The 25650-nt window shown below is 70.2% G+C and carries 25 protein-coding genes and 1 pseudogene; 15 read left to right on the forward strand and 11 right to left on the reverse strand.

Translation table 11 applies throughout. The features are described from left to right. From CCS38_RS05070 to CCS38_RS05090, 5 genes and pseudogenes are all read left to right on the forward strand, one after another. A partial coding sequence (locus CCS38_RS05070; protein ID WP_223731982.1) for a methionine synthase occupies positions 1–2258 on the forward strand: 2258 nt, incomplete at its 5' end. Continuing rightward, positions 2255–3151, forward strand: a complete 897-nt coding sequence (metF, locus tag CCS38_RS05075) for a methylenetetrahydrofolate reductase [NAD(P)H] (RefSeq protein WP_223731983.1) — start codon at positions 2255–2257, stop codon at positions 3149–3151. The genes CCS38_RS05070 and metF, both read left to right, overlap by 4 nt. Further along, positions 3132–4303 (forward strand): adenosylhomocysteinase (gene ahcY, locus CCS38_RS05080; protein WP_223731984.1); only part of this gene is annotated, 1172 nt, incomplete at its 3' end. The genes metF and ahcY, both read left to right, overlap by 20 nt. Before the next feature lies 1 nt (position 4304). Beyond that, positions 4305–4543 (forward strand): annotated as a pseudogene (locus CCS38_RS05085) (adenosylhomocysteinase); the annotation flags it as partial. Further along, a complete protein-coding gene (locus tag CCS38_RS05090; RefSeq protein ID WP_223731985.1) occupies positions 4543–5196 on the forward strand; it encodes a maleylpyruvate isomerase family mycothiol-dependent enzyme in 654 nt (217 codons plus the stop codon). The pseudogene CCS38_RS05085 and the gene CCS38_RS05090, both read left to right, overlap by 1 nt. A gap of 68 nt (positions 5197–5264) precedes the next feature. Here CCS38_RS05090 and CCS38_RS05095 read toward each other — a convergent pair whose 3' ends face one another. Continuing rightward, positions 5265–6005: a PIG-L deacetylase family protein gene (locus CCS38_RS05095; RefSeq protein WP_223731986.1), complete on the reverse strand. Its 741-nt coding sequence runs from the start codon at positions 6003–6005 to the stop codon at positions 5265–5267. A 153-nt stretch (positions 6006–6158) separates the two neighbouring features. On the opposite strand from CCS38_RS05095, the gene asnB reads away from it, so the two are divergent. From asnB to CCS38_RS05125, 6 genes are all read left to right on the forward strand, one after another. Further along, positions 6159–7973 carry an asparagine synthase (glutamine-hydrolyzing) gene (gene asnB, locus CCS38_RS05100; protein ID WP_223731987.1) on the forward strand — a complete coding sequence of 605 codons (1815 nt, stop codon included), beginning with the start codon at positions 6159–6161 and terminating at the stop codon, positions 7971–7973. Continuing rightward, the gene (locus CCS38_RS35485) at positions 7970–8947 is read left to right on the forward strand and encodes a PrpF domain-containing protein (protein WP_223731988.1); all 978 of its coding nucleotides are present in this window, start codon (positions 7970–7972) and stop codon (positions 8945–8947) included. The genes asnB and CCS38_RS35485 overlap by 4 nt, the downstream gene beginning before the upstream one ends. 85 nt (positions 8948–9032) lie before the next feature. Further along, positions 9033–9761 carry an SDR family oxidoreductase gene (locus CCS38_RS05110; protein WP_223731989.1) on the forward strand — a complete coding sequence of 243 codons (729 nt, stop codon included), beginning with the start codon at positions 9033–9035 and terminating at the stop codon, positions 9759–9761. 58 nt (positions 9762–9819) lie between these two features. Continuing rightward, complete coding sequence (locus CCS38_RS05115) at positions 9820–11400, forward strand: class I tRNA ligase family protein (protein WP_223731990.1); 1581 nt, start codon at positions 9820–9822, stop codon at positions 11398–11400. Positions 11401–11592: 192 nt separating this feature from the next. Continuing rightward, complete coding sequence (gene mshA, locus CCS38_RS05120) at positions 11593–12972, forward strand: D-inositol-3-phosphate glycosyltransferase (RefSeq protein ID WP_223732004.1); 1380 nt, start codon at positions 11593–11595, stop codon at positions 12970–12972. A gap of 218 nt (positions 12973–13190) precedes the next feature. Further along, entirely contained in the window at positions 13191–13424 is a 234-nt protein-coding gene (locus tag CCS38_RS05125) for a hypothetical protein (RefSeq protein WP_223731991.1), read from the forward strand. Here CCS38_RS05125 and CCS38_RS05130 read toward each other — a convergent pair. The 9 genes from CCS38_RS05130 to CCS38_RS05170 form a co-directional block, all read right to left on the reverse strand. Then, positions 13421–13843 (reverse strand): Fur family transcriptional regulator, encoded by a 423-nt coding sequence (locus CCS38_RS05130; RefSeq protein ID WP_223731992.1) that lies wholly within the window; start codon positions 13841–13843, stop codon positions 13421–13423. The two genes, CCS38_RS05125 and CCS38_RS05130, sit on opposite strands and share 4 nt — an antisense overlap. Before the next feature lie 184 nt (positions 13844–14027). Continuing rightward, a complete protein-coding gene (locus CCS38_RS05135) occupies positions 14028–15077 on the reverse strand; it encodes a helix-turn-helix transcriptional regulator (protein WP_223731993.1) in 1050 nt (349 codons plus the stop codon). A 107-nt stretch (positions 15078–15184) separates the two neighbouring features. Continuing rightward, the gene (locus CCS38_RS05140) at positions 15185–16042 is read right to left on the reverse strand and encodes a class I SAM-dependent methyltransferase (protein WP_223731994.1); all 858 of its coding nucleotides are present in this window, start codon (positions 16040–16042) and stop codon (positions 15185–15187) included. Positions 16043–16220: 178 nt separating this feature from the next. Then, positions 16221–16715 (reverse strand): GNAT family N-acetyltransferase, encoded by a 495-nt coding sequence (locus CCS38_RS05145; protein ID WP_223731995.1) that lies wholly within the window; start codon positions 16713–16715, stop codon positions 16221–16223. 191 nt (positions 16716–16906) lie between these two features. After that, positions 16907–17812, reverse strand: a complete 906-nt coding sequence (locus CCS38_RS05150; RefSeq protein ID WP_223731996.1) for a M56 family metallopeptidase — start codon at positions 17810–17812, stop codon at positions 16907–16909. 3 nt (positions 17813–17815) lie between these two features. Beyond that, positions 17816–18178 carry a BlaI/MecI/CopY family transcriptional regulator gene (locus CCS38_RS05155; protein WP_223732005.1) on the reverse strand — a complete coding sequence of 121 codons (363 nt, stop codon included), beginning with the start codon at positions 18176–18178 and terminating at the stop codon, positions 17816–17818. A 66-nt stretch (positions 18179–18244) separates the two neighbouring features. Continuing rightward, entirely contained in the window at positions 18245–18526 is a 282-nt protein-coding gene (locus CCS38_RS05160; protein WP_223731997.1) for a metal-sensitive transcriptional regulator, read from the reverse strand. 111 nt (positions 18527–18637) lie between these two features. Next, complete coding sequence (locus CCS38_RS05165) at positions 18638–20893, reverse strand: heavy metal translocating P-type ATPase (RefSeq protein WP_223731998.1); 2256 nt, start codon at positions 20891–20893, stop codon at positions 18638–18640. A gap of 100 nt (positions 20894–20993) precedes the next feature. Continuing rightward, entirely contained in the window at positions 20994–21284 is a 291-nt protein-coding gene (locus tag CCS38_RS05170) for a heavy-metal-associated domain-containing protein (RefSeq protein ID WP_223731999.1), read from the reverse strand. 216 nt (positions 21285–21500) lie between these two features. Between CCS38_RS05170 and CCS38_RS05175 the strand changes: the two genes are divergently transcribed. From CCS38_RS05175 to CCS38_RS05190, 4 genes are all read left to right on the forward strand, one after another. Further along, positions 21501–22475, forward strand: coding sequence for a DUF8832 domain-containing protein (locus CCS38_RS05175; RefSeq protein ID WP_223732000.1), 975 nt, complete (start codon positions 21501–21503; stop codon positions 22473–22475). Between the two features lie 60 nt (positions 22476–22535). After that, entirely contained in the window at positions 22536–22955 is a 420-nt protein-coding gene (locus CCS38_RS05180; protein ID WP_223732001.1) for a DUF6153 family protein, read from the forward strand. Positions 22956–23048: 93 nt separating this feature from the next. Then, complete coding sequence (locus CCS38_RS05185; protein WP_223732006.1) at positions 23049–23738, forward strand: DUF305 domain-containing protein; 690 nt, start codon at positions 23049–23051, stop codon at positions 23736–23738. A gap of 172 nt (positions 23739–23910) precedes the next feature. Continuing rightward, positions 23911–24804 (forward strand): F510_1955 family glycosylhydrolase, encoded by an 894-nt coding sequence (locus tag CCS38_RS05190; RefSeq protein WP_223732002.1) that lies wholly within the window; start codon positions 23911–23913, stop codon positions 24802–24804. A gap of 73 nt (positions 24805–24877) precedes the next feature. Here the strand turns inward: CCS38_RS05190 and CCS38_RS05195 are convergent, their stop codons facing one another. After that, a complete protein-coding gene (locus CCS38_RS05195) occupies positions 24878–25429 on the reverse strand; it encodes a DUF4396 domain-containing protein (protein ID WP_372456995.1) in 552 nt (183 codons plus the stop codon). Positions 25430–25650 lie beyond the last annotated feature (221 nt).

Consider the following 25650-nt stretch of genomic DNA (forward strand, 5'->3'; position numbering starts at 1 on the left):
TCGCCACTGCATCGACGCTGCCGATCGTGCTGGACTCCACCGAGGTGCCCGTCATCGAGGCCGGTCTGGAGAAGCTGGGCGGCCGCGCGGTCATCAACTCGGTGAACTACGAGGACGGCGACGGGCCCGAGTCGCGGTTCGCGAAGGTCACCGCGCTGGCGAAGGAGCACGGCGCGGCGCTGATCGCGCTGACCATCGATGAGGAGGGCCAGGCCCGGACGCCGGAGAAGAAGGTCGAGATCGCCGAGCGGCTCATTGATGAGCTGACGGGGAAGTGGGGCGTACGGGAGTCGGACGTCCTCGTCGACTGTCTGACGTTCACCATCTGCACGGGTCAGGAGGAGTCGCGGCGGGACGGCATCGCCACGATCGAGGCGATCCGGGAGCTGAAGCGCCGCCACCCGGAGGTGCAGACCACGCTGGGTCTGTCCAACATCTCCTTCGGCCTGAACCCGGCCGCGCGGATCGTGCTGAACTCGGTCTTCCTGGACGAGTGCGTCAAGGCGGGCCTGGACTCGGCGATCGTGCACGCGTCGAAGATCCTGCCGATCGCGCGGCTGGACGAGGAGCAGGTCAAGGTCGCCCTGGACCTGATCTACGACCGCCGCAGCGAGGGCTATGACCCGCTGCAGAAGCTGATGGAGCTCTTCGAGGGCGCCACGGCGAAGTCGTTGAAGGCCGGTGCGGCCGAGGAGCTGGCGGCGCTGCCGCTGGAGGAGCGGCTGCAGCGGCGCATCATCGACGGTGAACGCAACGGACTCGAGGCCGACCTGGAGGAGGCCCTCCAGGAGCGCCCCGCGCTCGACATCGTCAACGACACCTTGCTCGCTGGCATGAAGGTGGTCGGTGAGCTGTTCGGTTCCGGTCAGATGCAGCTGCCGTTCGTGCTCCAGTCCGCCGAGGTGATGAAGACCGCGGTGGCCTATCTGGAGCCGCACATGGAGAAGGTGGAGGGCGACGAGGGCAAGGGCACCATCGTGCTGGCCACCGTCCGCGGCGACGTCCACGACATCGGCAAGAACCTCGTGGACATCATCCTCTCCAACAACGGTTACAACGTCGTCAACCTCGGCATCAAGCAGCCGGTCTCCGCGATCCTGGAGGCCGCCGAGGAGCACAAGGCCGATGTGATCGGCATGTCCGGGCTGCTGGTGAAGTCCACGGTGATCATGAAGGAGAACCTGGAGGAACTCAACGCCCGCGGTCTCTCACAGCGGTTCCCGGTGATTCTCGGTGGTGCGGCGCTCACCCGCGCGTACGTGGAGCAGGACCTGCACGAGATCTACGAGGGCGAGGTCCGCTACGCCCGCGACGCGTTCGAGGGCCTGCGCCTGATGGACGCCCTGATCGCCGTCAAGCGTGGCGTGCCCGGCGCGACCCTGCCGGAGCTCAAGCAGCGCCGTGTACCCAAGCGGGACACCGCGGTACTGGAGGTCGAGGAGCCGGAGGGTTCGGTCCGCTCGGACGTGGCCACCGACAACCCGGTCCCGACCCCGCCCTTCTGGGGCACCCGCGTGGTGAAGGGCATTCAGCTCGCCGACTACGCCTCCTGGCTGGACGAGGGCGCCCTCTTCAAAGGCCAGTGGGGATTGAAGAAGGAACAGATCGCGACCCACGGCCGGCCCCGGCTGCGGATGTGGCTGGACCGGCTGCGTACGGAGAACCTGCTCGAAGCGGCCGTGGTCCACGGTTACTTCCCGTGCGTGTCCAAGGGTGACGACCTCATCGTCCTCGACGAGAACGGTGCCGAGCGCACCCGCTTCACCTTCCCGCGGCAGCGCCGCGGCCGCCGGCTGTGCCTCGCGGACTTCTTCCGCCCGGAGGAATCCGGCGAGACCGACGTGGTCGGCCTTCAGGTCGTCACCGTCGGCTCGAAGATCGGTGAGGAGACCGCGAAGCTGTTCGCGGCCGACTCCTACCGTGACTACCTGGAGCTGCACGGCCTCTCCGTCCAGCTCGCCGAGGCCCTCGCCGAGTACTGGCACGCCCGCGTCCGTGCCGAGCTCGGCATTGCGCACCACGAACCGGGTTCGCTCGACGGGATGCTGCGCACCGAATACCAGGGCTGCCGTTACTCCCTCGGCTACCCGGCCTGCCCGGACCTGGAGGACCGCGCGAAGATCGCGGAGCTGCTGCGGCCGGAGCGCATCGGCGTCGTCCTCTCCGAGGAGTTCCAGCTCCACCCCGAGCAGTCCACCGACGCGATCGTCGTGCACCACCCCGAGGCGGGCTACTTCAACGCCGGGAGGCGGGCATGAACGCCGGGCCCACCTTCTCCTTCGAATTCTTCCCGCCGAAGACGCCGGCCGGCGAGCGGGTGCTGTGGAAGGCGATTCGGCGAGCGGAAGCCCTGCGCCCGGACTTTGTGTCCGTGACGTACGGCGCGGGCGGCTCGTCGCGGGACCGCACGATCGAGGTGACCCGGCGCATCGCGGACGAGACGACCCTCCGACCGGTCGCGCATCTGACCGCCGTCGGGCACTCGGTCGCCGAGCTGCGGGCCGTCATCGGCCAGTACGCCGATGCGGGCATCCGCGATGTGCTGGTCCTGCGCGGTGATCCGCCCGGCGACCCCAAGGGCGTATGGCATCCGCACCCCGACGGCCTGATGCATGCCTATGAACTGGTGGAACTCGTCCGCTCGTTGGGTGACTTCACTGTTGGCGTGGCGGCGTTCCCCGAGAAGCACCCGCGCTCGCCGGACTGGGAGAGCGACATCCGGCACTTCGTCGCCAAGTGCCGGGCGGGTGCCGACTATGCCATCACCCAGATGTTCTTCCACGTCGAGGACTATCTGCGGCTGCGCGACCGGGTGGCGGCGGCGGGCTGTGACACCCCGATCATCCCCGAGATCATGCCGGCCACCGACGTACGCCAAATCCGCCGCTTCGCCGAACTCAGCGACGCCTCCTTCCCCGAAGACCTCGCCAACAGGCTGGAGGCGGCCCGCGACGACCCGGCCACCGCCCACCGCATCGGCGTCGACCACGCCACCGCCATGGCCGAACGGCTCCTCGCCGAAGGCGCCCCCGGACTGCACTACATCACCCTCAACCGCTCCACAGCGGCCCTCGACATCCACCGCAGCATCCAGACCATCGAGACCGTCCAGACTGTCCAGACCTCAAGGAGTGTCCGTGTCTGTGCCTGACCACAAGGTCGCCGACCTGTCCCTGGCCGCCTTCGGCCGCAAGGAGATCACCCTCGCCGAGCACGAGATGCCCGGTCTGATGGCGATCCGTAAGGAGTACGCCGAGGCGCAGCCGCTGGCCGGCGCCCGGATCACCGGCTCGCTGCACATGACCGTGCAGACCGCCGTCCTCATCGAGACCCTGGTTGCCCTCGGCGCCGAGGTCCGCTGGGCTTCCTGCAACATCTTCTCCACCCAGGACCACGCGGCGGCAGCCGTGGCCGCGGCCGGAATCCCGGTCTTCGCCTGGAAGGGCGAGACCCTGGAGGAGTACTGGTGGTGTACGGAACAGGCGCTCAGCTGGCCCGGCGGGACCGGCCCCAACATGATCCTGGACGACGGCGGTGACGCCACCCTCCTCGTCCACAAGGGCGTCGAGTACCGGAAGACGGGCGAGCTGCCCGCTGCGGACAACGACGAACTAGCGGTTGTACGGGACCTGTTGGCGAACAGCTCTCTGGACTGGGTGAAGCTGGCTTCGGAGATCCGTGGTGTCACCGAGGAGACCACGACCGGTGTGCACCGTCTGTACGAGATGCACCGTGACGGCACTCTCCTCTTCCCGGCGATCAACGTGAACGACGCCGTGACGAAGTCGAAGTTCGACAACAAGTACGGCTGCCGGCACTCGCTGATCGATGGCATCAACCGGGCCACCGATGTCCTGATCGGTGGCAAGACCGCCGTGGTGTGCGGCTACGGCGATGTGGGCAAGGGCTGCGCGGAGTCGCTGCGCGGCCAGGGCGCCCGGGTGATCGTCACCGAGATCGACCCGATCTGTGCGCTGCAGGCGGCGATGGACGGTTACCAGGTCACCACGCTGGACGAGGTGGTCGAGACGGCGGACATCTTCGTCACCACGACCGGCAACAAGGACATCATCATGGCCTCGGACATGGCCAGGATGAAGCACCAGGCGATCGTGGGCAACATCGGCCACTTCGACAACGAGATCGACATGGCCGGCCTGGCCGCCATCGAGGGCGTCGTCAAGGACGAGGTCAAGCCGCAGGTGCACACCTGGACCTTCCCCGACGGCAAGGTCCTGATCGTGCTGTCCGAGGGCCGTCTGCTGAACCTGGGCAACGCGACCGGCCACCCGTCGTTCGTGATNCGTCGTTCGTGATGTCCAACTCGTTCGCTGACCAGACGCTGGCCCAGATCGAGCTGTTCACCAAGCCCGAGCAGTACCCGACCGACGTCTACGTGCTGCCCAAGCACCTGGACGAGAAGGTCGCCCGCCTCCACCTGGAGTCCCTGGGCGTCAAGCTCACCGAGCTCCGTCCGGAGCAGGCCGCCTACATCGGCGTCGAGGTCGAGGGTCCGTACAAGCCGGACCACTACCGCTACTGATGGCCGGCGAGCGAGATCCTTGGCTGCCCGACCGGCTGCTGCGCACGGAGCGGGACGCGCTGATGCCGCTGCTGCGCGGCACGGACCAGTACGGCTTCGCTGCTCGTACGGCCTGCCCTGGCTGGACCGTACGACAAGTCCTGGCCCACTGCGGGGCCGCGCTGGTCCGCATTGTCGAAGGGCGGCTGGAGGGCGCCTTCACTCCGGAGGCGAACGCCGCCGACGTACGCGAGCGCGCCGACTGGACGACCTCACAGGTCCTGGACGAGCTGGAGCGCGGTTTCACCGAGGCGGGTCCGGTCATCGCCGCATCCGACGGTGAGCTCGATGTCATCGCGCTGGGGGAGTGGGTGCATGCCGGGGATGTACGTGATGCGCTCGGCGAGTCCGGCGCGTACGACGGCAAGGGGGCGCTGGAGGCGCTGACGATCCTGTCCGTCGTCAGCCGCGTACGGCACACACCCCGTCTGCACGCCACCCTGCAGGGGCATGGCGAGCTCCTGGTGCTCGGCAACGAGGTCGAGGGCCGGCCCGCGGCGTCCCTGGCCGCCGACGTGCCGACCCTCATCCGGCTCTACGCAGGCCGCCCACTGGTCCGTACGCGCTACGAGCTGCGCGGTGCGACGGAGAGCGAGCTGGTCATCTACGGCTGACCGACCCCTCGGACCGTATGGACTCGGGCCGCATCGACCCGGGTCGTATCGACTCGGGCTGCATCGGCTCAGGCCGTATCGACGACCTGGAACGCCTCGGCGAGGCGTCCGGGCGGCAGACCGCCGGCCCGGGCGTGCTCGCCGAGCCAGTCGCGGAGCAGGCCGGCCAGGTCGTCGAAGTGGGCGGTCTGCGAGGTATGGATGCGCAGCGCCTCGACCTTGCGGTCGAAGACCGGGGTGACGTCGATGTACTGGTTCGGGCGGGGGCCGGTCATCAGCCAGGTCTCGGGCACGGTCCACGGACGCAGGCCCTCGTGTTTGACCAGGGACGGGTGGGCGAAGGGGTTGCGTGCCTCCGGATAGATCGCGCGCAGCGCGGCTTCCCCCACGGCCCGGTGGTCGGGGTGGACGTCCGCGATGCGGGACCAGTTGATCTCGGGGCTCGGGATGATCGCCCGCGTCGGTCGGATCTCCCGGATGACCCGGCACAGGTCCCGGCGCAGCTCGACGCTCGGCTCGACCAGGCTGTCGGGATAGCCCAGGAACCGGACGTCCTGTACGCCGCTGAGCTTCGCGGAATGCGCCTGTTCGGCGCGGCGCAGGTCCGCCATGGCCTGACGCGGCAGCCGCTCGTCGTAACCGCCCGCGCCGCCGTCGGTGACGATGCAGTAGGTCACCTCGGTGCCGCGTTCGATCCACTGCATGACGGTCCCGCTCACGCAGAACTCGATGTCGTCCGGGTGGGCCGCCACCACTAAGAGGCGTGCAGGAGCGCTGCGTTGGGGCCGTCCGGTGGGGGAGTCGCTCATGCGATCAGCGTGCGGGAGCGCCGGTGTGCCGGACAAGGCCGAGGCGTGGCCGGTTCACGCCATTGCACTTACGCGCCAACCCATTAATTGGTAGATTCAAATTACTGAACGCCTCAAGTCGGATGGCCTGGTAAGGGCTCGGAGGTAGTCGTCATGTGCAGGATCTGCGGATCATTCGCCACCAGGGCCACCGGCCAGGAGCTGGCCGCCGTCTCGGGGCGGCAGCGGCACGGCGGGCCGGACGCCCACGGCGTCGCACGCGGCCCGGGCTGGTCGCTCGGCTGCAATCGGCTCGCCGTCACCGGCCCCACCGGAGGTGGTCAGCCGTATCGTCTGGCCAGCGCGCCAGGCATCGTCGCCGTCCTCAACGGAGAGATCTACAACCACCGTCAACTGCGCGCCCGAATGGCGGCCCTGGGCCACGCCTTCCCGGACGACTGCGACGGCACGGTGATCCCCGCGCTGTACGCGGAGCACGGGCCGGGCTTCGTCGAGCTGCTGGACGGCATGTTCGCCATCGCCCTCGTGGACCTGCGCCCGGACGAACCGCGCCTGCTCCTCGCCGTCGACGACCACGGAATGAAGACGCTCTACTACCACGCCGCTGCCGACGGCGGCGTGCGCTTCGCCTCCGAGCTGCCCGCACTGCTCGCTTTCCCCCAGGTGCCGGCGGAGCACCGTGACGAGGCGCTGGACGAGTACCTCACCACCCGTACCTGCCTCGGCCGGCAGACCGCCCTGCGGGGGATCCGGACGTTGCCGCCCGGTGCGACCGCCCTGGCCACCAGGGGCGGCGGCCTGCGTGTGCACCGGAGAACACCGCACCGGAGTTCCCGCGGATCCCTCGGCGCGAGGGACGCCCTCCGCAGGGAAGTGCGCCGCCTCGTCCAGGCCGACGTGCCGGTCTGCGCCATCACCAGCGGCGGCCTCGACTCCGGTCTGGTGACCGCCCTGGCAGCGGAACACGTCAACGAAACCCAGGCGCCGCCGCTGCACACCTTCCACCTGACATACCGCGGCGAGTGGCCGGGCAGCGAGCACGGCTTCGCCCGCGCCATCGCGCGGCGGAGCGGCACAGTGCATCACCAAGTCGAAGCCGATCCGGCGGAGTTCGCCGACCTGCTGCCGCGTACGGTGTGGCACCTCGGGCAGCCCAACGCCGACCCGATCACCCTCAGCACGTACGCGCTGTTCCGTGCCGTGCGCAATGAAGGCTTCACCGTCGCGCTGACCGGCGATGGCGCGGACGAGCTGTTCGCCGGGTACGACCGGGTGCGGACGGCCCTGGCGGCACCACCCGGTACCGGCTGGGTCGCCCCGTACGTCGCCTCGCTCGCCGCGGTGCCCAGCGCACTGCGCGAGTCGCTGTACAGCTCCGACTACCGTGCCTTCCTGGCCGATCGGGGGACCGCCGAGCAGCGGATCGCCGGCCGGCTGTCCTCGGCGGCCGGCGACCGGCACGCCGTGCTGTCCTCGTTCGAGACTTTCCAGCGGCTGCCCGCCTACCACCTCAGGCGGCTGGACCACCTCAGCATGGCCTGGGCCGTCGAGGCCCGGCTGCCCTTCCTCCAGCCCTCCATCACTGGTCTCGCCGCCCGCCTCCCCGTCCCGCTCAAGACCGGCAAGCGAGCCTTGCACGAGGCGGCCCAGGGGCTGCTTCCGGAGGCCGTGATCCGGCGGCCCAAGCAGCCCTTCCTGCTGCCCGTCGAGGCGATGCTGGTACGCGGTACGCCCCTCATGGCGCTGGCCCAGGACGTGCTGACCGCCGGAACGCATCTCGATCCGCGGCTGTCTCCGCATGGCCTCCGCGCACTCTTCACCGCCCATCTGCGCCGGCCGACCGGCACCAGCGCCATGGCCTTGTGGGCACTGGTCGTGCACGAGTTGTGGCGGCAGGAGCTGCGCGCCCTGCGGCCTGCGCAGACCCGCGCGTCCGCCGCGCCTGTACTGGCCGGAGCCGCCGCGTGACGGCACACCTCGCCATGGTGGAGGGCGCGCCGGGGCCCACGCTCGTTCTCGATGCGCACGAAGTCCCTGAGGGGGAGGAGGAGTTGGCCGAGGCCCTGTACGAGGCGCGGAGAGCGCTGCGGGCGGGCGGACGGGGTGAGGTACTGAAGTTCGCGCTCGTCCGGCCTTCCCGGCATCCCTTCTTCGACCTGGAGTACCGCTTTGTTCAGGGGCTGGCGGAGCGGGAGGACGGGTTCGCTTTCGACAGCGCGTGTGGTCATTCGCTGCTGGCGGCCGTTTCCGCGAGTGGGATGCGCGGTACCGTCCGCGTGCGTACGCGCGGTCCGGGCGGTACCGGCGCGGTGGTCTGTGAGCCGGCCGCCGACGGCTCGTACACCGTGCACTTCCTGCCCGCGATGCCGCGGCCGGCGGAGCTGCTGCCCACCGGACGTCCCCGGGACGTGCTCAGCACCGCCGATGGGGTGCACACGGTGTCGATGGTGCGGTTCGCCAACCCGTACGTGTTTGTCGATGCCCGGGATCTCGGGCTGGAGGGACGGTCGGCTCTGTGCGCAGCCGGAAGCGCCGACTTCGGCCGTCTGCAACGGCTGAGGGACGCGGCCCGGTCGATGCTGGGCCTGTCGGCCCGTGGTGCGTTACCGAAGATCGCGGTCGTCGGCATCGGGGGAGCGGGACGGCTCGTCGTGCGGTCACTGACCGAACCCGGCTGGCACCCCTCCTTCGCCATGACCGGGCTGACGTGCCTCGCCGCTGCCGCGGCCATCGACGGCACGGTGCCGTACCGGCTGGCCCGTGCGGCCGGTTGTCCGCCGCATGCCCTCCTCGTGGCGACCCCGGCCGGCCTCGCGACGGTCACCGCGACCGTCACCGGCGCCCCCGACCCCCGGCTGGCGCGGGTCAGCGTTCCCGGCAAACGGGTGCGCGTCCTCGAACGGCACGTCGCGCTGCCATGGCGTACCCACGCCACGGCGTGAACCTGCCGCCGTTTTCCGCAGACCTTCCCCGTTTCCTCTGCCAGGCTCAATGAACGGTCCAGCCGATTCAGGAGAACGGGACAGGATGACTTTCGAGAACCTGCGTGTCGTGGTGACCGGCGCCTCGCGCGAATTCGGGCGATCACTTGCCGTGGGATTCGCGCACCTGGGCGCCGAAGTATTCGTTTCCGCGCGGACCGTCGAAGCGGCCGAGCGCACCCGGACGGAAGTCCTCGGTGCTGCCCGCGACCGTATTCACGCATTCGGCTGCGACCTCAGCCGTCCCGCCGAAATCCGGGAATTCGCCCGGCAAGTGGGCGAACACAGTGAGCGCGTCGACCTCCTGGTGAACAATGGCGCGCGCTGGCTCGACGGCGTCGAGCTGGAGGACGCCTCGGACGACCAGATCGTCGAGACCATCGAATCCACCGCGGGCGGCACCGTCCTCATGGTGAAGCACTTTCTGCCGCTGCTGCGGAAATCCCACCGGCCGGACATCGTGAACATGGTGGCCGTCCGCGGGGGAGCGGGAGCCGCCAGAACCTCCGCGCACGACGCCTTCTACGCGGCGAAGAACGCGCAGGCCGGGTTCGCCGACATCCTCTCCCACCGGCTGCGCCCTTCCGGTGTACGGGTCTTCTCCCTCTATCCGCCGGACTTCTCCACGGCCGACCCCCGGTCCGTGGAATGGGCCGGACTCGGCGACCGCCCCGACGACAAACTCACCGGCCAGGCGCTCTTCGACTGCATCGTCTACGCCGTCGAGCAGCCACGGGACTGCTTCATCCGCTCCTTCCACTTCGAGCCCCACTAGGGCCTGTCCGAAGCCTGTCCGATGGAACAGGCCCCCAGCACACCAAGGAGGTCCGCCCGTGAGCGTCCCGCTCTGGATCACCGCGACCCCGCCCGCCGCCCACGGCGAGCTCCACATCGGCCACCTGGCCGGCCCCTACGTCGCGGCCGACGTGCTCAGCCGTGCCCTCCGCGCCGACGGCAGGCCCGTACTGTTCACCACCGGCACCGCCGAGCACGGCAGCTCCGTCGAACTCCGCGCGCTGCGCACCGGCCGCAAGCCGGCAGAGGTGGCGGAGGGGTACCGCCAGGCCATCTGCGCGGACCTGCTGCGCGCCGGAGTCGTCTTCGACCGCATCGTCCACCCCCGCACCGCCGACGGCTACGGAAGCTGGGTACAGGACCTCTTCACCCGGCTCCGCAACGAAGGTGTTCTCGCGGCCCGCACCCGCCTCATGCCGTACTGCGAATCCTGCGACCGCTGGCTGCACGGCGCCCATGCGAACGGCACCTGCCCCCACTGCGCGCTCCCCTGCGACGGCAACGCCTGCCCGTCCTGCGCCCGGCCCAACAGCAGCGGCGAGCTCCTGGAGCCGCGCTGCGCACTCTGTGACACCCCCGCGGCCATGCGCCGCTGCCGCCGGCTCCACCTCCCGCTGGAGCCCTTCCGCGACCAGCTGGCCGACTACTGGGCGGACGCCGAGCTGCCGCCCCGCCTCGCGGCGCTGTGCGAGCAGCTCATCGAGGACGGGCTGCCGGACGTCGCCGTCTGCCAACCGGGGGAGTGGGGCCTCCCCGTACCGGGGGAGGACTTCGCCGGCCATCGCATCGACGCGTGCTTCGAGGCCGCCGCGATCCACCTCTTCGGCTACCGGCTGGATCTCCATCCCGCGCCGGAACAGACCATGCACTTCTGCGGCTTCGACCACGCCTTCTGCCAGACCGTGCTGCTGCCCGCCCTCATGCTCGCCCAAGGCATCAAGCTGCCCCAGGGATTCTGCGTCAACGAACCCCTCGTACTGGACGACAGCGTCCTGCCCGGCGAGCAGCCCGCCACCGTGTGGGCGCTGGACCTGCTGACGGAGTTCGGCTCCGACTCGCTGCGGCGGCACGTGCTGCAGACCCGTCCCGTCGGGCGTGCCGTCCACTTCAGCCGCGCGGACCTGGAGCAGGCACGCCGGACCCTCGACGCGACCTGGAACAGCTGGCTCATCCGGCTCTTCGCCCAGATACGGCAGGACTGTGCGGGCCGCGTCCCGGATGCGGAACCCGGCGGCGCCGGCTGGCCGCGGCTGCGCGAGCTGTTGCTGCGTACCGCCGAGGACCTGGCCGTGGCGTACGCGCCGGACTCGTTCGACCCGCGTCGCGCGGTCGCCCTGCTGGACGAGACCGTCCGCTCCGTCGACGACTTCGCGCACATCAACGCCCACGAACGGCGTCGCCCGACCGGCCACGGCCGCAGCATGGCCGCCACCGTGGCCCAGTTGGAGGTGGCCGGCGCGCTGTCCGCATGGGCCCGGCCGGTGATGCCGGAAGGCGCCGACCGGCTGGCGGCGGCCCTCGGGCTGCCCACCGGCCGTGCGATCACCGCGGACGCGCTCGCCGCGCCCGCCCCCGGCACCAGGCTGTCACCCCCGTCAGGCCCCGTCTTCGGGTTCTGATCGCCCCTCCGATCCGTCCCCGGATCGTGACCCCACCGGCCCCGGCGCACCACCGCACCGGGGCCGTCCGTTTGCCGCGTGCGACGCCGGGTCCCGTACGGACACTGTGCTGATACGGCAGCGGCGGGGCACGTGGCCCCCTCGAAGGAGACCCACGTGCCCCGCCCCGCTTCCAGGCCGCCCCGTGTCGCCATGCTCAGCGTCCACACCTCGCCCCTGCACCAGCCCGGCACGGGGGACGCCGGCGGCATGAACGTCTACATGGTGCAGCTGGCACGCGCGCTGGCCGCCAAGGGCGCCGAGATCGACGTGTTCACCCGCTGCCGCGGCGAGGGCCTGCCGGCGCGTGTCCCGCTCGCCGACCTGGTGACCGTTCACCACCTCCACGCCGGCCCCTGCGGCCCGCTCGCGAAGGAAGCCCTGCCGGGCACGCTGTCCGCATTCTCGCGGGACCTGCTCCGAGCCGCTGAGCAACGCCGCCCGTACGACGTCGTCCACTCCCACTACTGGCTGTCCGGCCAGGTGGGCCGGGCCGTCGCAGGCCAGTGGCGGGTACCGCTCGTCCATACCATGCACACGCTGGGCCGGGTGAAGAACGCCTCTTTGGCACCGGGGGACAGCGCCGAACCCGCTGCACGCATCCTCGGCGAGCACCAGGTCATCGACGCCGCCGACCGACTGATCGCGAACACGGCCGACGAGGCTGCCGCGCTCCACGACCTCTACGGTGCCGAGACCACCCGTACCGACATCGTGCGGCCGGGTGTCGACACCGAGACCTTCAGCCCCGGGGCGGGCAGAGACGTCGCACGGCGCCGCCTCGGCCTGCCGCCGGACGCCTTCATCCCGCTCTTCGTCGGCCGGATCCAGCCCTTGAAGGGGCCGGACGTACTGATCAGAGCCCTCGCCGAACTCCTGGACCTCGCCCCGGAGCTCCGTATGCGCCTCCTGGCCCCCGTCATCGGCGGGCTCAGCGGGAGCGGTACACATGCGCCCGGACTGCCCGCGCTGTGCCGGCAGCTGGGCGTCGACGACGTCGTACGGATGGAGCCGGCGGTGCGCCAGCGGGTGCTGGCCGACTGGTACCGGGCCGCCGACGTCCTGGTCGTCCCCTCGCGCAGCGAATCCTTCGGCCTGGTGGCGGTGGAGGCGCAGGCATGCGGCACGCCTGTACTGGCGGCACGGGTGGGAGGACTGCCCACGGCAGTTCAGGACGGGCGCACCGGGGTTCTGCTCGACGGTCACCGACCGGCGGACTACGCGCGGAGCTTGCTGGCCCTGGCCCGTGCTCCGCGCCGTGCGCGGGCGATGGGCTGGGCGGGCGTCCGGCATGCGGCGGGCATGGCCTGGGAAACCGCGGCGGACGCCACGCTCGCCACCTACGAACGAGCTGCGTGGACCGCACGTCGGGGGTGGGCAGGGGCGGCGGCACGCCCCTGCCCGGGCGGGATCCCGCCCCTGGAGGTGCTGGATTCCCGCCGGTTCCGGGGGTGTTCGCCCAAAAGGCGCCGCGCTGACGAACGTACCATAAATTTGGTCAGCTCAAGTATTGAGCGTATTGCGGAGAATTGAATTCCGGAAAGTATTCCCGAGGGATCTTCGGGGAGGGGTTCGGAGAGGGATCAATTCCGCTTCCGGTGGTCGTGACGCACTCACGCCATGGCGCGGGCACGACGCCATGAACGCTGGATCGGCCGGTAGTCGAACGGGATTATTGAAGAGTCAGCCCGAGGAAATCCCGGCGGCACGGGAACGGGCGGTAAATCTCTTTTCATCTCCCTGGAGGATTCATGTTCTCGTACGCCGGAATTCGTTGCGCGCTCCGCCGCTTCACCGTCGCCGCGGTCCTGTGTGCGGCGGTCGTCGTGCCCGCGACGGCCGCATCCGCGGCGGAGCGGGGCGCGGGCTCGGCGACGTTCCTGGCGAGCGAGATCGACTGGCCGCCGGCCGTGTCCGGGAGCGACACCACCGTCGCTGCCGTGGACCCGGAGATCGACTGGCCCCCGGCCCAGCCCGCGGCCTAACGGCACTCCGGGCACTCGCCCTTGTACACCAGCTCGGCGGCGTTCATGCGCCAGCCGCTCAGGCCCTTGCGCGTCGGCGTGGGGGCCTGGACGTCTACATTGACCACCCGCCCGCACCGGGTGCACAGGGCGTGGTGGTGCGGTTCCGCCGCCGTTTCGAATACCGCCGGAAAACCCGGCCGGTCGAACTTCGTGACGAGCCCGGTGTCCAGGAAATGCTTCAGCATTTCGTAGACCGCCTGGCTCGTGAGGGTGCCGAGCCGCTCGCGGGCGATCGAGGTGATCTCCTCGACGTCCAAGTGGCCGCCCTCGCGCAGCACCTTGAGGACTTCCAGCCGTGGTCCCGTCACCCGGAGCCCGACATCGCGCAGCTGCTGCATCGCCGCCTCGCGCTGCTCCGGCAGTACGTCGCGCTTCATGTCTCCGCCATATGGTCGGGCCAAATATTTGACCCCATCGTACCTCCAGGTCGATGGGGTCGCTCCAGTGCTGGTCCGGCCAACTGTGCTGGTCGAGCTTCCGGAAACGGACGTTCCCGGGCCCGCGGCACGGGGGTCGACGTCACCCGCCGGGCCCTGCCACCTGACGTGCCCAAGCCCTCCGCTAGTCCAGCCAGCCCATCCGAGTCGCCCGCACGCCCGCTTCGAAGCGGCTGCCGGCACCGAGAGCCTGCATGACTTCCGAGAGAAGCCGGCTGACCGTGCGCAGTGAGACCCCGAGATTGCGGGCGATCTTCTCGTCCTTCATGCCGCTGGCGAGCATGCGCAGTGCGGCGCGCTGCTGTTCGGTGAGGCCGTCGCCGCCGCGCTCGGGGTCCTCCTCCTCGCCGAAGGCGGCGGAGGTGTGCCAGCAGTACTCGTACACGGCGAGGTACGACCGGACCAGCGCCGGGCCCCGCGCGAGGATCGCGCCGGCGGTGTGGTCCTCGGGGTCCGCGGGCAGCAGGGCGAACTGACTGTCGCCCAGGATCATATTCATCGGAACGACGGGGGAGAGGCGGACCTCGACGCCCACGCCCGCCTGACGCCGGAAAAATTCCGCGAGCGCGGGTACGGAAGCGAACCGCTGGTTGTAAATGACGCGGACGCGGACGCCTTCGTCAACCATGCGTTTGTCGCGGCTGAGGGAGCGTTCGAGGGTGGTCGTGTCAATGGCGCCGGGATGCATCGAAGCGATACTGTCGTGCACCACATCGAGCACGTCTTCCACTACCTGCTGAATTCGGCGGTAGTCGGTGAGAACTTCGACTTCGACTTCGGAATTCGATACGGACCCGGCCCGCAGAAATCTGCCGGCCAGCATTTCCAGCCGGCTGTACGCCTCGTCGGTCTGCTTGAGCCGTTCCCGCAAGGTGGCCTGTTCGTGCTCCAGAAGTCGCAGGAGTGCAACCTCCGGATCGATGGCCGCGACGGTGTCGTCGGCCTTGTCGTGCACCCACCCGGGATTGGTGTCCAAGCCGGTGGTGTGCACCGGGTCGGTGGGGACGAGCAGGCCGAGCTGTTCCAGTTCGCCGCGCAGCGCGCCGGCCTCTGCCGGCTCCAGCCCTAACTCCTGGGCCACGGCGGAGAAACCCGCTGCTCCCCGAGAACGCAATGCCTGGTAGAGATGGAACGCAAGGTCCTCGTTACTGCCAACAGAACCGGATCTGGACACGTTGCGGCCATCCCCCTCAGTCCATAAGCCGCGCCCCGCAGCGACCTCGCCACATTCCTGACCGGCGGCCGCTGTCCACCGATCAAGTCGTGACCGCCGTCACCCCATCATGGGGCGGCGCGGCAAATCAAGAGCACATGCTCCGTGACACCGTCGATCCGATGCGGCTTTCGCTGGGCGACCTGCAGCCCGGCGTCGTGGATTTCCTGTGCCAACCAGTCGGTTTCCACCAGCCACTTGTGCGTCGTGAGCATGCTGCGGTGCGTCCGATGACCGACCACGCGTTCGCAATAATAGGTGATCTCTTCCGACCCCTCGGCGAGGTCGAAGATTTGCCGCGCCACGACCCGCTCGCTCACGTCGTCGCAGCGTGGCACGTCGAACGCCCATGTGCGGCTGGGTTGTTCGGAGAGAGCGCTCATCGAGTGCTCGGGGTAGTCCAGGGCCAGGAGGCCGCCGGCGCCGAGGTGCGCGGCGACGTGGCGGAGCAGGCGTCCGCGGGTGTGCGGAGGCAGTGCGGTGATCATGGCGCCCGCCAGTACCACCAGTTGGTAGTCCTGCCGGAGCCGCAGCCGGGTCAGGTCGGAACGGACCGTGGTGACCAGCGCCGAGGTGCTCTTTCCGAGCCGGTCCGCCCAGTGCCGCAGCCGCTTCAGGCTGGGGCCGTCCCGGTCCACCGCCGCGACGGCGAACCCGTGCCGGGCGAACGGCACGGTGAGCCGGCCCGCGCCCGACCCCAGATCGAGCACGGGACCGCCGGTCCGGCGCGCCAGGCCCAGATAGCCCACGATGTCGGCGCTGTGCGGGCCGAGCAGCGCATCGTGCAGCCACACGTCCTGTTCGTTCTGCGGCGCGACGCTCTCCAGGCCGGGCAGCCACAGCCCTCCGGTGGGCACTCCCGTGGGCCGGGGCGGCAGCTCGTCCGAGAGGTCGCACAATGCGGTAGGGGCGGTACTGGTTCGCACGTCCATGGCTCCTCCAGGTTCCTTCGGGCGGACACTGCCGCCCGGGACAGCACCCGTGCCGCCGGGGCCGTACCTGGAGAAATCCTGTCGGGGAAGAGGTGCCGCGAGCTATGGAGAACGGCTGCGTGTCCACGCGATGGCGTGAACGCGCCACGGGCCGGAGCGGCTCGGCGCTTCCTCACACGGCGCGCGCGTACCGGAGCCGGTCCACGGTGCGCTCCTCGGCAGGCCGGAAGCCGTGCCGGCTGAGGAAGGGGACGGCGGGGTCCTGTGCAGCCAGCAGGGACACCCGCTGCTGCCGCGCCGCGTTCCGGAGTTGCTGATCGGTGACGGCGGTCAGCAGGGACGTGCCCACGCCCTTACGGCGATGCGCATCGGTCACGCACAGCGCATACACCTCGCCCGAACCCGCCTCGGCGATGCCGCCGGCAGCCGCGCCGATGACCGTGCCGTCCGCCGCGGTGGCGACGAGCCAGCCCAGCCAGCCGGGCCCGCTGCCGGGCGCGCCGATTTCCGTGCGAATTCGGGTCAGCGAACACTGCTGACTGACCAAGCGTTCGACGGCGGATTTACCCAGCAGGTCCAGATAGCTATTACGGAGTGATTCGGCGACAATGCGGGACACCGCGGGGGTGTCCGCCTCGACCGCCAACCGCACGTCCACCTGGCCCATGGAGCCTCATCCCTCCCGCGGGCGCAGTCGCCCCACTGCGGTCCACCATAGACCTCAAGTCGCTTATGGAATCAGCCTTCCCGAGCATTTCGCAAGACTGCAATCATTCCGCGGAAATATCTGTTGGCTGTTCCGTTGCGAAGCCCGGGAATTACGAATGTACGTAGTAAGTAAGTAGATCGAGGCGGTGCCTAGAGCACGCAGCACGTCACCAGGAGCGGAACCGCGGCGAGACAGTACGCCAGCATGGTGAGGGCACCATGCGCTGCCGCCCGGCGCGGTCGTTCGGTGGTCAGCAGGCGCCGGACCCGTAGGACGGTGGAGGAGCCGCTCAGCGAGAGCGTGCCCTGGGCCGCCTGGCCGGCTGCCATCTCGTAGAGGGCCGCCGCCAGCGCCTGCCGGGACCCGTGCCGCAGAGCGCGGTCATCGGCCGCCATTTCGAGCAACAGCGGTACCTCGCGGCGGAGATGGCGGCCGAGGGGGAGCCACCGGAAGGACGTACCGAAAGCGCACGCGGCGGCGCTGAGCCAGTGGTGACGGCCGCGCAGGTGGGCCCGTTCGTGCGCCAGCGCCACGTCCAGCTGCCGCCTGCTCAGCGTACGGACAGCGCCCGAACTGACGACGATCTGCGGCGAACGGCCGGGCAGGCAGTAGACGGTCGGCACCGCGTGCTCGATGACCACCGCGCCCAGCGGCGCGGAACGCCGTCCCACCAGCCGCAGCAGATCGGCGTGGCGCTTCCGGGCCCGCCGGGTCCTGCGGTGTTCCCTGGCCAGGGCCTGTACGGGCCAGAGCGCCGCCGCGGCCAGCGAAGAGCCCAGCAGGAGATACAGCCGGCCCTGGGGCTGCGCCGCGTCGCCCTCCGCTGCCGTGCAGGCCATGATCAAGGCCAGCGCGTCGTGGGCCCCGGCCAGTGGCAGCAGGAGCTGCGCCAGGCCCAGCCCCACCGCGGCCGTCGTGAGAACGGCCAGGGTGAGCCAGCCGGCGATCGCCAGGCGCGGGGCGTGCGGGGCCCAGCGGGCGCGGGCCAGGAGAGCGGGCGCGAGCAGGGCACTGCCCAGGGCGATCCCCAGCGGCAGTACCAGGTGATGGAGCATCGGCTAGTCCGGCTGCCGGGTGGAGCGGAGCGCGGCGTTCAGCGCTTCGACGTCCTCCGGGGACATGTACTCGACGAAGTGCAGCAGCGCCGTTCGCCGGTCCTCGGTGTGCCCCAGTGCTTCCTGCATGAGGGCCGCGGTGTACTCCTCGCGGCTGTGCGCCGGTTCGTACACCCATGCCCGGCCGTTCTTCTGCCGACGGAGCAGGCCCTTGCGGTGGAGTATGTCCGCGACGGTCATGACGGTGGTGTAGGCGACGGTGCGTGTGCGGTTGATGTCGTCCACCACGTCGCGCACGGTGGCGGGCCGGTCCCATCGCCAGAGCCGGTCCATGATCTCGGCTTCCAGTTCCCCCAGCCGGCGCACGCCGTCCCCCTTCTGCGGCACGACGCCGCCACATGGCCGTGCCACATCGTACGACGGTCGCGCGCGTCATGACCGTACGAGACGGGCAATGGCCGCCGATGCCTCGGCGACCTTCTCCCGCGCTTCACCGCCGCCCTTGCCGATCGCCTCGGTGACGCAGCAGTTGAGGTGCTCATCGAGGAGGGCGAGCGCGCAGGACTGCAGGGCCGCGTTGGTCGCGGACACCTGTGTCAATACGTTGATGCAGTAGGTGTCCTCGGACACCATGCGCTGGAGTCCCCGCACTTGGCCCTCGACGCGGCGCAGTCGGCGCAGGATGTCGTCCTTGTGGTTCTGGTAACCGGTCACTGACGCCTCATCTCATCTGAACGTGCCGGATCTTCTGGTGGTACCGGGCATGACGTCCGGAGCGGAGGAGGGGCCGGAGAGCGAAGTCTCCGGCCCCTCTTCGGTCGGGCGTCAGGAGTGGGGCGTGAAGCCGCGCAGGCGGAGGGAGTTGCCGACCACGAAGACCGAGGAGAAGGCCATGGCGGCCCCCGCGATCATCGGGTTGAGCAGGCCGGCGGCGGCGAGGGGCAGGGCGGCCACGTTGTAGGCGAAGGCCCAGAAGAGGTTGGAGCGGATGGTGCCGAGCGTCTTGCGGGAGAGCCGGATGGCGTCGGCCGCGGCGCGCAGGTCGCCCCGTACGAGGGTGAGGTCACCGGCCTCGATCGCCGCGTCGGTACCGGTGCCCATGGCCAGCCCCAGGTCGGCCTGGGCCAGTGCGGCGGCGTCGTTCACACCGTCGCCGACCATCGCGACGCTGCGGCCCTCGCCCTGGAGGCGCTTGACGACGTTCACCTTGTCCTCCGGCATGACCTCGGCGATCACCTCGTCGATGCCGACCTCCGCGGCGACCGCCTTGGCCACGGCCTCGTTGTCGCCGGTGAGGAGGATGGGGGTGAGGCCGAGGGCGCGCAGCCGCCGGATGGCTTCCGGGCTGGTCTCCTTGACCGCGTCGGCGACCTCCAGAACCGCCCGGGCCTCGCCGTCCCAGGCCACCGCGATGGCGGTGCGGCCTGCGGCTTCGGCCTCGGACTTGGCGCGTGCCAGCTCGGCCGGCAGCTCGATGGCCCATTCGGCCAGCAGCTTCGGGCGGCCGACGAGTACGGCGTGGCCGTCGACGACGCCCTGGACGCCGAGCCCCGCGACGTTGGCGAAGTCCTCGGGGGCGGGCAGTGTGCCCACCTTCTTGGCGGCGCCGTCGGCGACGGCACGGGCGATGGGGTGCTCGGAGGAGTGCTCCAGCGCGCCGGCGAGGCGCAGTACGTCGGTCTCGTCGGTGCCGGGTGCGGTGTGCACGGCCAGCAGGGTCATCCGGCCGGTGGTGACGGTGCCGGTCTTGTCGAGGACGATGGTGTCGACCTTGCGGGTGGTCTCCAGTACTTCGGGGCCCTTGATGAGGATGCCGAGCTGGGCGCCCCGGCCGGTGCCGACCATCAGCGCGGTCGGGGTGGCCAGGCCCAGGGCGCAGGGGCAGGCGATGATCAGTACGGCGACGGCGGCGGTGAAGGCGGCGGTCAGGCCCGCGCCGTTGCCCAGCCAGAAGCCGAGGGTGGCCAGCGCGAGGGCGATCACGATCGGTACGAAGACGGCGGAGATCCGGTCGGCGAGGCGCTGGGCGGCAGCCTTGCCGTTCTGCGCGTCCTCCACCAGCTTGGCCATCCGGGCGAGTTGGGTGTCGGCACCGACGCGGGTCGCTTCGACGACGAGCCGGCCGCCCGCGTTGAGGGTGGCACCGGTGACGGTGTCGCCCACGGAGACCTCGACGGGGACCGACTCACCGGTCAGCATCGAGGCGTCCACGGCGGACGATCCCTCGACGACCGTTCCGTCCGTGGCGATCTTCTCGCCGGGGCGGACCAGGAAGCGGTCGCCGACCTGCAACTCGGCGGTGGGAACGGTCACTTCGCGGTCACCGCGCAGTACGGTGACTTCCTTGGCGCCCAGTTCCAGCAACGCCTTCAGCGCGGCGCCCGCCTTCCGCTTCGACCGCGCCTCGAAGTAGCGCCCGGCCAGGATGAAGGCGGTGACGCCGGCCGCGGCCTCCAGGTAGATGTTCCCGGCGCCGTCGGTGCGGGCGATGGTCAGCTCGAAGGGGTGCGTCATGCCGGGCGTGCCGGCCGTACCGAAGAACAGCGCCCACAGCGACCACAGGAACGCGGCCGTCGTGCCGACCGAGATCAGGGTGTCCATGGTGGCCGCGCCGTGCTTGGCGTTGGTCCATGCGGCGCGGTGGAAGGGCCAGGCGGCGTACGTGACGACGGGCGCCGCCAGCGTCAGCGAGAGCCACTGCCAGTACTCGATCTGCAGGGCGGGGACCATCGCCATGGCGATCACGGGGACGGCGAGCGCCGCTGCGGTGATCAGCCGCTGACGCAGGGGGCGGAGTTCATCCGGCGCGTCGCCCGCTTCATCGGTATCCGGAGCATTCTCCGTACGGGGCGGTGCCGGCTCCTGGGCGGTGTAGCCGGTCGCCTCGACGGTGGCGATCAGGTCGCCGACGGAGACGTCCGCGCCTCGGTAGCTGACCTTCGCCTTCTCCGTGGCGTAGTTGACGGTGGCCTCGACCCCGTCCATACGGTTGAGCTTCTTCTCGATACGGGCCGCGCACGAGGCGCATGTCATGCCACCGATGGCGAGCTCGACCTCGTGGGATTCCGTGGTGGTAGTCATCACTGCTCCTCGAGTGCGTCAGGTACCCGAAAGGGTCAGGTCCTGGGATGCGTCAGGCCGCCGGGCCCGCGCGGCGGCGGGCCCGGCGACAGGGCCTGGGTCAGGCGGCCCGGCCGGTCAGTTCGTATCCCGCCTCGTCGACGACCTCGGCGATCTTCGCGTCGTCGAGCTCCGCCGCGCTCACGACGCTCGCGGTGCCGGCCTCGACGTCCACCTCGACGCTCAGCACGCCGTCGACCTCGCCGATGGCCTTGGTGAGCGTCGCCTTGCAGTGGCCGCAGGTCATTCCGGCGATCGCGTAGACCGTGGTCCGGCTGTCGGCGACGGCGGTCGTGGTGCTCTGCGCGCCGTTGGTCTGGCAGCTGCCGTCGGGCGTACAGCAGTTGGACATGGTTCCTCCTGGGAAGCGATCGGGCTCTGGATGCACCGGCTCGATACCCTCCGGGGGTATCGGTTGCGGCCCTGCTATGTATACCCCCACCCCGTATCGATGGCAAGCTTTCGATCGAGGCTTGCGCATACCCCGAGGGGGTATATGCTCCGGACTGCATACGGACCGGCCGCTCGAATGCGGTGACCGACGATCCGACGATTCGAGGAGAACCCGATGAACACCCCAGCGAAGATCACCGCCTTCGTCGCCGCGCTCGCCGCCTCCTTCGGGGCCGCGTACGGCGTGGGCAACGCCGTCACCCCCATCGCGGCACCCGAGCCCGCCGCGCACGCCGGCAAGCACGGCAGCGACGCGTCGGGAGGCAGCGCTGATCACCAGGAGGGCGGCGGCCACGACACGCCGCCCGGTGGCCTGCAGATCTCCCAGAGCGGCTACTCACTGGACCTCAAGACCCCCAGCGTCCCCGCGGGCGAGAAGTCAACGATCCGCTTCGCCGTCCGCGACGACAGCGGCCGGCAGCTCACCGCGTACCGGCGCGAGCACGGCAAGGAACTGCACCTGATCCTCGCCTCGCGGGACCTGGGCACGTACCGGCACCTGCACCCCACCCGCGCGGCCGACGGCACCTGGAGCACGGACACCGAGCTCCCGAAGGCCGGCGGCTACCGCCTCTTCGCCGACTTCAAGCCTGCCGTCAAGGGCGCCGAGAACCTCACGCTGGGCGCCGACCTGGCCGTCACCGGCAGCTACCGCCCCGCCGCGCTCCCCGGGCCCTCCCGGACGGCGAAGGTCGACGGCTACACCGTCACCCTCGACGGGCGCCTGCGCCCGGGCGCGGAGGACGAGCTGAAGCTGAAGGTCACCAAGGACGGCCGCCCGGTCACCGACCTCCAGCCCTACCTCGGCGCCTACGGCCACCTGGTCGCCCTGCGCGCCGGCGACCTGGCCTACCTCCACGTCCACCCCAACGGCGCCCCCGGTGACGGGAAGACGAAGCCCGGCCCCGAGATCTCCTTCACCGCCACGGCCCCGAGCCCCGGCTCCTACCGTCTCTTCCTCGACTTCCAGCACCAGGGCACGGTCCGCACCGCTGCCTTCACGGTGCGCGCCGGCGGCACGGCGGGTGACGCGGCGGCCGAGAAGGACGCGCAGCAGGAGCCGGAGTCGCACGGCAGCCACCAGCACTGACCGCTGACAACTGGGGCGTCGGTGCGTATCGCTGGAGGACCGCTGCGTAGCATGGGCGGCGTGAGGAGTTCCGTACCGAGCACAGCGCCCAGTGCGTCGACGCCGCCCGCGCGGCGGTGGCGCGCGCTGCTCGTGCTCGGCCTGCTGGCGGGCCTGTTGGGCATGCATGCCCTCGCGCCCGTCGCGACGGCTGCGGCGCCTTCTCACCAGCACCACGGCGCGATGGCCGCCACGGCCCAGGCCGCTCACCACGGCGGCTGTGCCGACGACGGGTGCGGTTCCGGTACGCACCGCGGACATCACGCCGACGCGACCTGCGCCTCCGGCGCCATCCCCGGCGGCCCCGCACTGCCCGACCTGCTTCCCGGCGCCGTCGTGCCACCGGAGGCCGCCGACGCACCCTGTGCAGCCGCGCCGACGAGCGAGCACGGCAGCCGGGCGCCACCCTCACTGGCGGAACTACAGCTCCTGCGGATCTAGACACGCCGCGAGGTACCGGGCCTCTCCAGCAGCCCGGTGCCTTACTGAGGCACGTCCAGAAACCCCCTGACACCAGGAGCTATGACCATGACCATGCATCGCCCGCGTTCCGTCGCCCGCCGTACCGCCCTCGCCGCAACGGCTGTGGCAGCGGGCCTGGTACTGGCCGCCTGCGGCAGCAACGGCAACGGTGACGGTGGGCACGACGGCCACAGCAGTGCGCCGAAGTCGCCCGCCACCTCTTCCTCGGCGAAGGCCGAGCCGGCCGCCGGCCCGCACAACGACGCCGATGTGTCCTTCGCCCAGGACATGATCCCGCACCACCGCCAGGCCGTGGAGATGGCCGACCTGGCGCCCACCCGGGCCTCCTCCGACGAGATCAAGGACCTCGCCAAGAAGATCAAGGAGGCCCAGGACCCGGAGATCAAGACCATGTCCGGGTGGCTGAAGGGCTGGGGCGAGAAGGTTCCGGAGGCGCCGATGTCCGGCATGGACCACTCCGGGCACTCGTCCATGTCCAGCGACTCGCCCATGTCCGGCCACTCCGACATGCCCGGCATGATGTCGGGCAAGGACATGGCCGACCTGAAGGCAGCGAAGGGCGCGGAGTTCGACAAGAAGTTCGCGGAGCTGATGATCGCCCACCACGAGGGTGCGGTGAGCATGGCGAAGACCGAGCAGAAGGACGGCCGTAACCCCGCCGCGAAGAAGCTCGCCGCCGAGGTCATCAAGACGCAGTCCGCCGAGATCGACGAACTCCAGGACATCCTCGACCGGCTCTGACTCACCGGAATCCCAGAACTCTCAGACCGGTCAGAACTGTCAGACCTGTCAGAACTGAACTGTCAGAACTCTCGGGACTCTCGGAGAGTCACCCCATCGGTTGCCCGCCGCTCCTCGGCCCTGTCTTGCCGAGGAGCGGCGGGCCCACCCGCACAGGACAGACACCAGCCACATGAGACTGCACCTCGCGCGCTGCCTGGCCACAACGGCGCTTCTCCCCCTCACGCTCGTCGCCTGCTCGAACACGCCATCCGACGGAGCCCAGCACTCGGAAGCGGACGCGCACTCGCACGCGGCGCCGGCCGACAACGGCATCAGCCACATCCACGGCATCGGCGTCGACCCGGACACCGAGCGGCTCTACGTGGCCACTCACGAAGGCGTGTTCACGCCCGGAAAGAACGCCACGCCGCAACGCGTCGGCACCAGCAAGGACGACTTCATGGGCTTCACCGTGTCCGGGGGCCGCACGTTCCTCGCCAGCGGCCACCCCGCCCCGGGTACCGATGCCCCCGCCAACCGCGGCCTGCTCCAGAGCACGGACGCCGGAAAGACCTGGAAAGAACGCTCGCTCGGCGGCGAGGTCGACTTCCATGCCCTGGACTACGCCCACGGCATGATCTACGGATACGACAGCACCCACGGCCTGCTCCGCACGAGCAAGGACGGCGTCCGCTGGAAAGACGGTGGCGAGCTCCAAGCGCTCGACATAGCGGTGAGCCCGCGCAACGCAGACGTGGTGCTGGCCACCACCGAGGAGGGTGTCGCGAAGAGCACCGACGGCGGCCGGACGTTCTCGTCGGGACGCGGTCCGGTCATGGCCTTCGTGTCCTGGAAAGCCGCGGACGCGCTGTACGGCATCGACACGACGGGCCGGCTGAGCCGCAGCCCGGACGCCGGAAAGACCTGGCACCCGACCGGCCGCGTACCCGGCGGGGCCCCGCAAGCGCTCACCGCGGTCGACACCCGCCGCGTGCTGGCCGCCACTCAGGACGGCGTGTACGAGTCCACGGACGGCGGCAGGACCTTCACCCGGCGCATGCAGACGGACCGGGCAGAGCAATGAGATGCGCGCCCTGGGCACCCCGACCGTCGGGGTGCCCAGGGCGCGCGTCTGCTCGGTATCAGGTTGTCCCGTGTCAGTGGTAGGCGTGGACGACGGCGTGGCCCTTGCCGCGGCCGATCATCCACTTGTTCACCGGTGTGGTGATCACGAACGCCACGGCGAACCCGCCCAGGAGCGCCGACCAGAACAGCCCGTCCGCGAGGTGGGCGTCCAGCGCTCCCGGGACCAGGGCGATGATGCCGTTGTCGACCAGTTCCATCACGGCGATGGACACGGTGTCGGCGGCCAGCGCGACCTTGATCGCGGCCTTGAGGCCCAGACCGGCCCGGCGGACCGCGAACAGGGTGAACGAGTACCCGAAGAGGAACGCGAGCGTGATCGCCAGGATCATGGTCGGCACGTTGCCCCACAGCAGGGCGGTACCGATGACCATGCCGAGGATCTCGCCGATGGCGCACCCGGTCAGGCAGTGCAGCGTCGCCTTCGCGGCCGTCGCCCAGGAAGCCCCGCCGTGCGTGTGCTCACTGTGGTGGGCGGCGTGGGCAGTGTGTCCATGATGGTCCTCGTGGGAGGCATGATCGTGCGCGGTGCCGGTGTGGTGAGCGCTGTGATCCATGACCTTCATCCCCTTCCCGTCCTGTGCGGCCCGCTTCCGCGGTCCATAGCTGCAACGGTATACCCCCTAGGGGTATTCCGCCAGTACGGATGACGGGTGTGGAGGGTACCGATGCCCCCGCCAACCGCGGCCTGCTCCAGAGCACGGACGCCGGAAAGACCTGGAAAGAACGCTCGCTCGGCGGCGAGGTCGACTTCCATGCCCTGGACTACGCCCACGGCATGATCTAC

This window comes from Streptomyces purpurogeneiscleroticus, from assembly GCF_020024005.1.
GTDB classification, from domain to species: domain Bacteria; phylum Actinomycetota; class Actinomycetes; order Streptomycetales; family Streptomycetaceae; genus Streptomyces; species Streptomyces purpurogeneiscleroticus.

Excerpts from the sequence above, each read along its gene's own strand:
- metF (WP_223731983.1), top strand. The coding sequence starts at position 2,255 with ATGAACGCCGGGCCCACCTTCTCCTTCGAATTCTTCCCGCCGAAGACG.
- CCS38_RS05090 (WP_223731985.1), top strand. The coding sequence starts at position 4,543 with ATGGCCGGCGAGCGAGATCCTTGGCTGCCCGACCGGCTGCTGCGCACG.
- CCS38_RS05095 (WP_223731986.1), bottom strand. The coding sequence starts at position 6,005 with ATGAGCGACTCCCCCACCGGACGGCCCCAACGCAGCGCTCCTGCACGC.
- asnB (WP_223731987.1), top strand. The coding sequence starts at position 6,159 with ATGTGCAGGATCTGCGGATCATTCGCCACCAGGGCCACCGGCCAGGAG.
- CCS38_RS05110 (WP_223731989.1), top strand. The coding sequence starts at position 9,033 with ATGACTTTCGAGAACCTGCGTGTCGTGGTGACCGGCGCCTCGCGCGAA.
- mshA (WP_223732004.1), top strand. The coding sequence starts at position 11,593 with ATGCTCAGCGTCCACACCTCGCCCCTGCACCAGCCCGGCACGGGGGAC.
- CCS38_RS05125 (WP_223731991.1), top strand. The coding sequence starts at position 13,191 with ATGTTCTCGTACGCCGGAATTCGTTGCGCGCTCCGCCGCTTCACCGTC.
- CCS38_RS05130 (WP_223731992.1), bottom strand. The coding sequence starts at position 13,843 with ATGAAGCGCGACGTACTGCCGGAGCAGCGCGAGGCGGCGATGCAGCAG.
- CCS38_RS05145 (WP_223731995.1), bottom strand. The coding sequence starts at position 16,715 with ATGGGCCAGGTGGACGTGCGGTTGGCGGTCGAGGCGGACACCCCCGCG.
- CCS38_RS05150 (WP_223731996.1), bottom strand. The coding sequence starts at position 17,812 with ATGCTCCATCACCTGGTACTGCCGCTGGGGATCGCCCTGGGCAGTGCC.
- CCS38_RS05165 (WP_223731998.1), bottom strand. The coding sequence starts at position 20,893 with ATGACTACCACCACGGAATCCCACGAGGTCGAGCTCGCCATCGGTGGC.
- CCS38_RS05170 (WP_223731999.1), bottom strand. The coding sequence starts at position 21,284 with ATGTCCAACTGCTGTACGCCCGACGGCAGCTGCCAGACCAACGGCGCG.
- CCS38_RS05175 (WP_223732000.1), top strand. The coding sequence starts at position 21,501 with ATGAACACCCCAGCGAAGATCACCGCCTTCGTCGCCGCGCTCGCCGCC.
- CCS38_RS05185 (WP_223732006.1), top strand. The coding sequence starts at position 23,049 with ATGCATCGCCCGCGTTCCGTCGCCCGCCGTACCGCCCTCGCCGCAACG.
- CCS38_RS05190 (WP_223732002.1), top strand. The coding sequence starts at position 23,911 with ATGAGACTGCACCTCGCGCGCTGCCTGGCCACAACGGCGCTTCTCCCC.
- CCS38_RS05195 (WP_372456995.1), bottom strand. The coding sequence starts at position 25,429 with ATGAAGGTCATGGATCACAGCGCTCACCACACCGGCACCGCGCACGAT.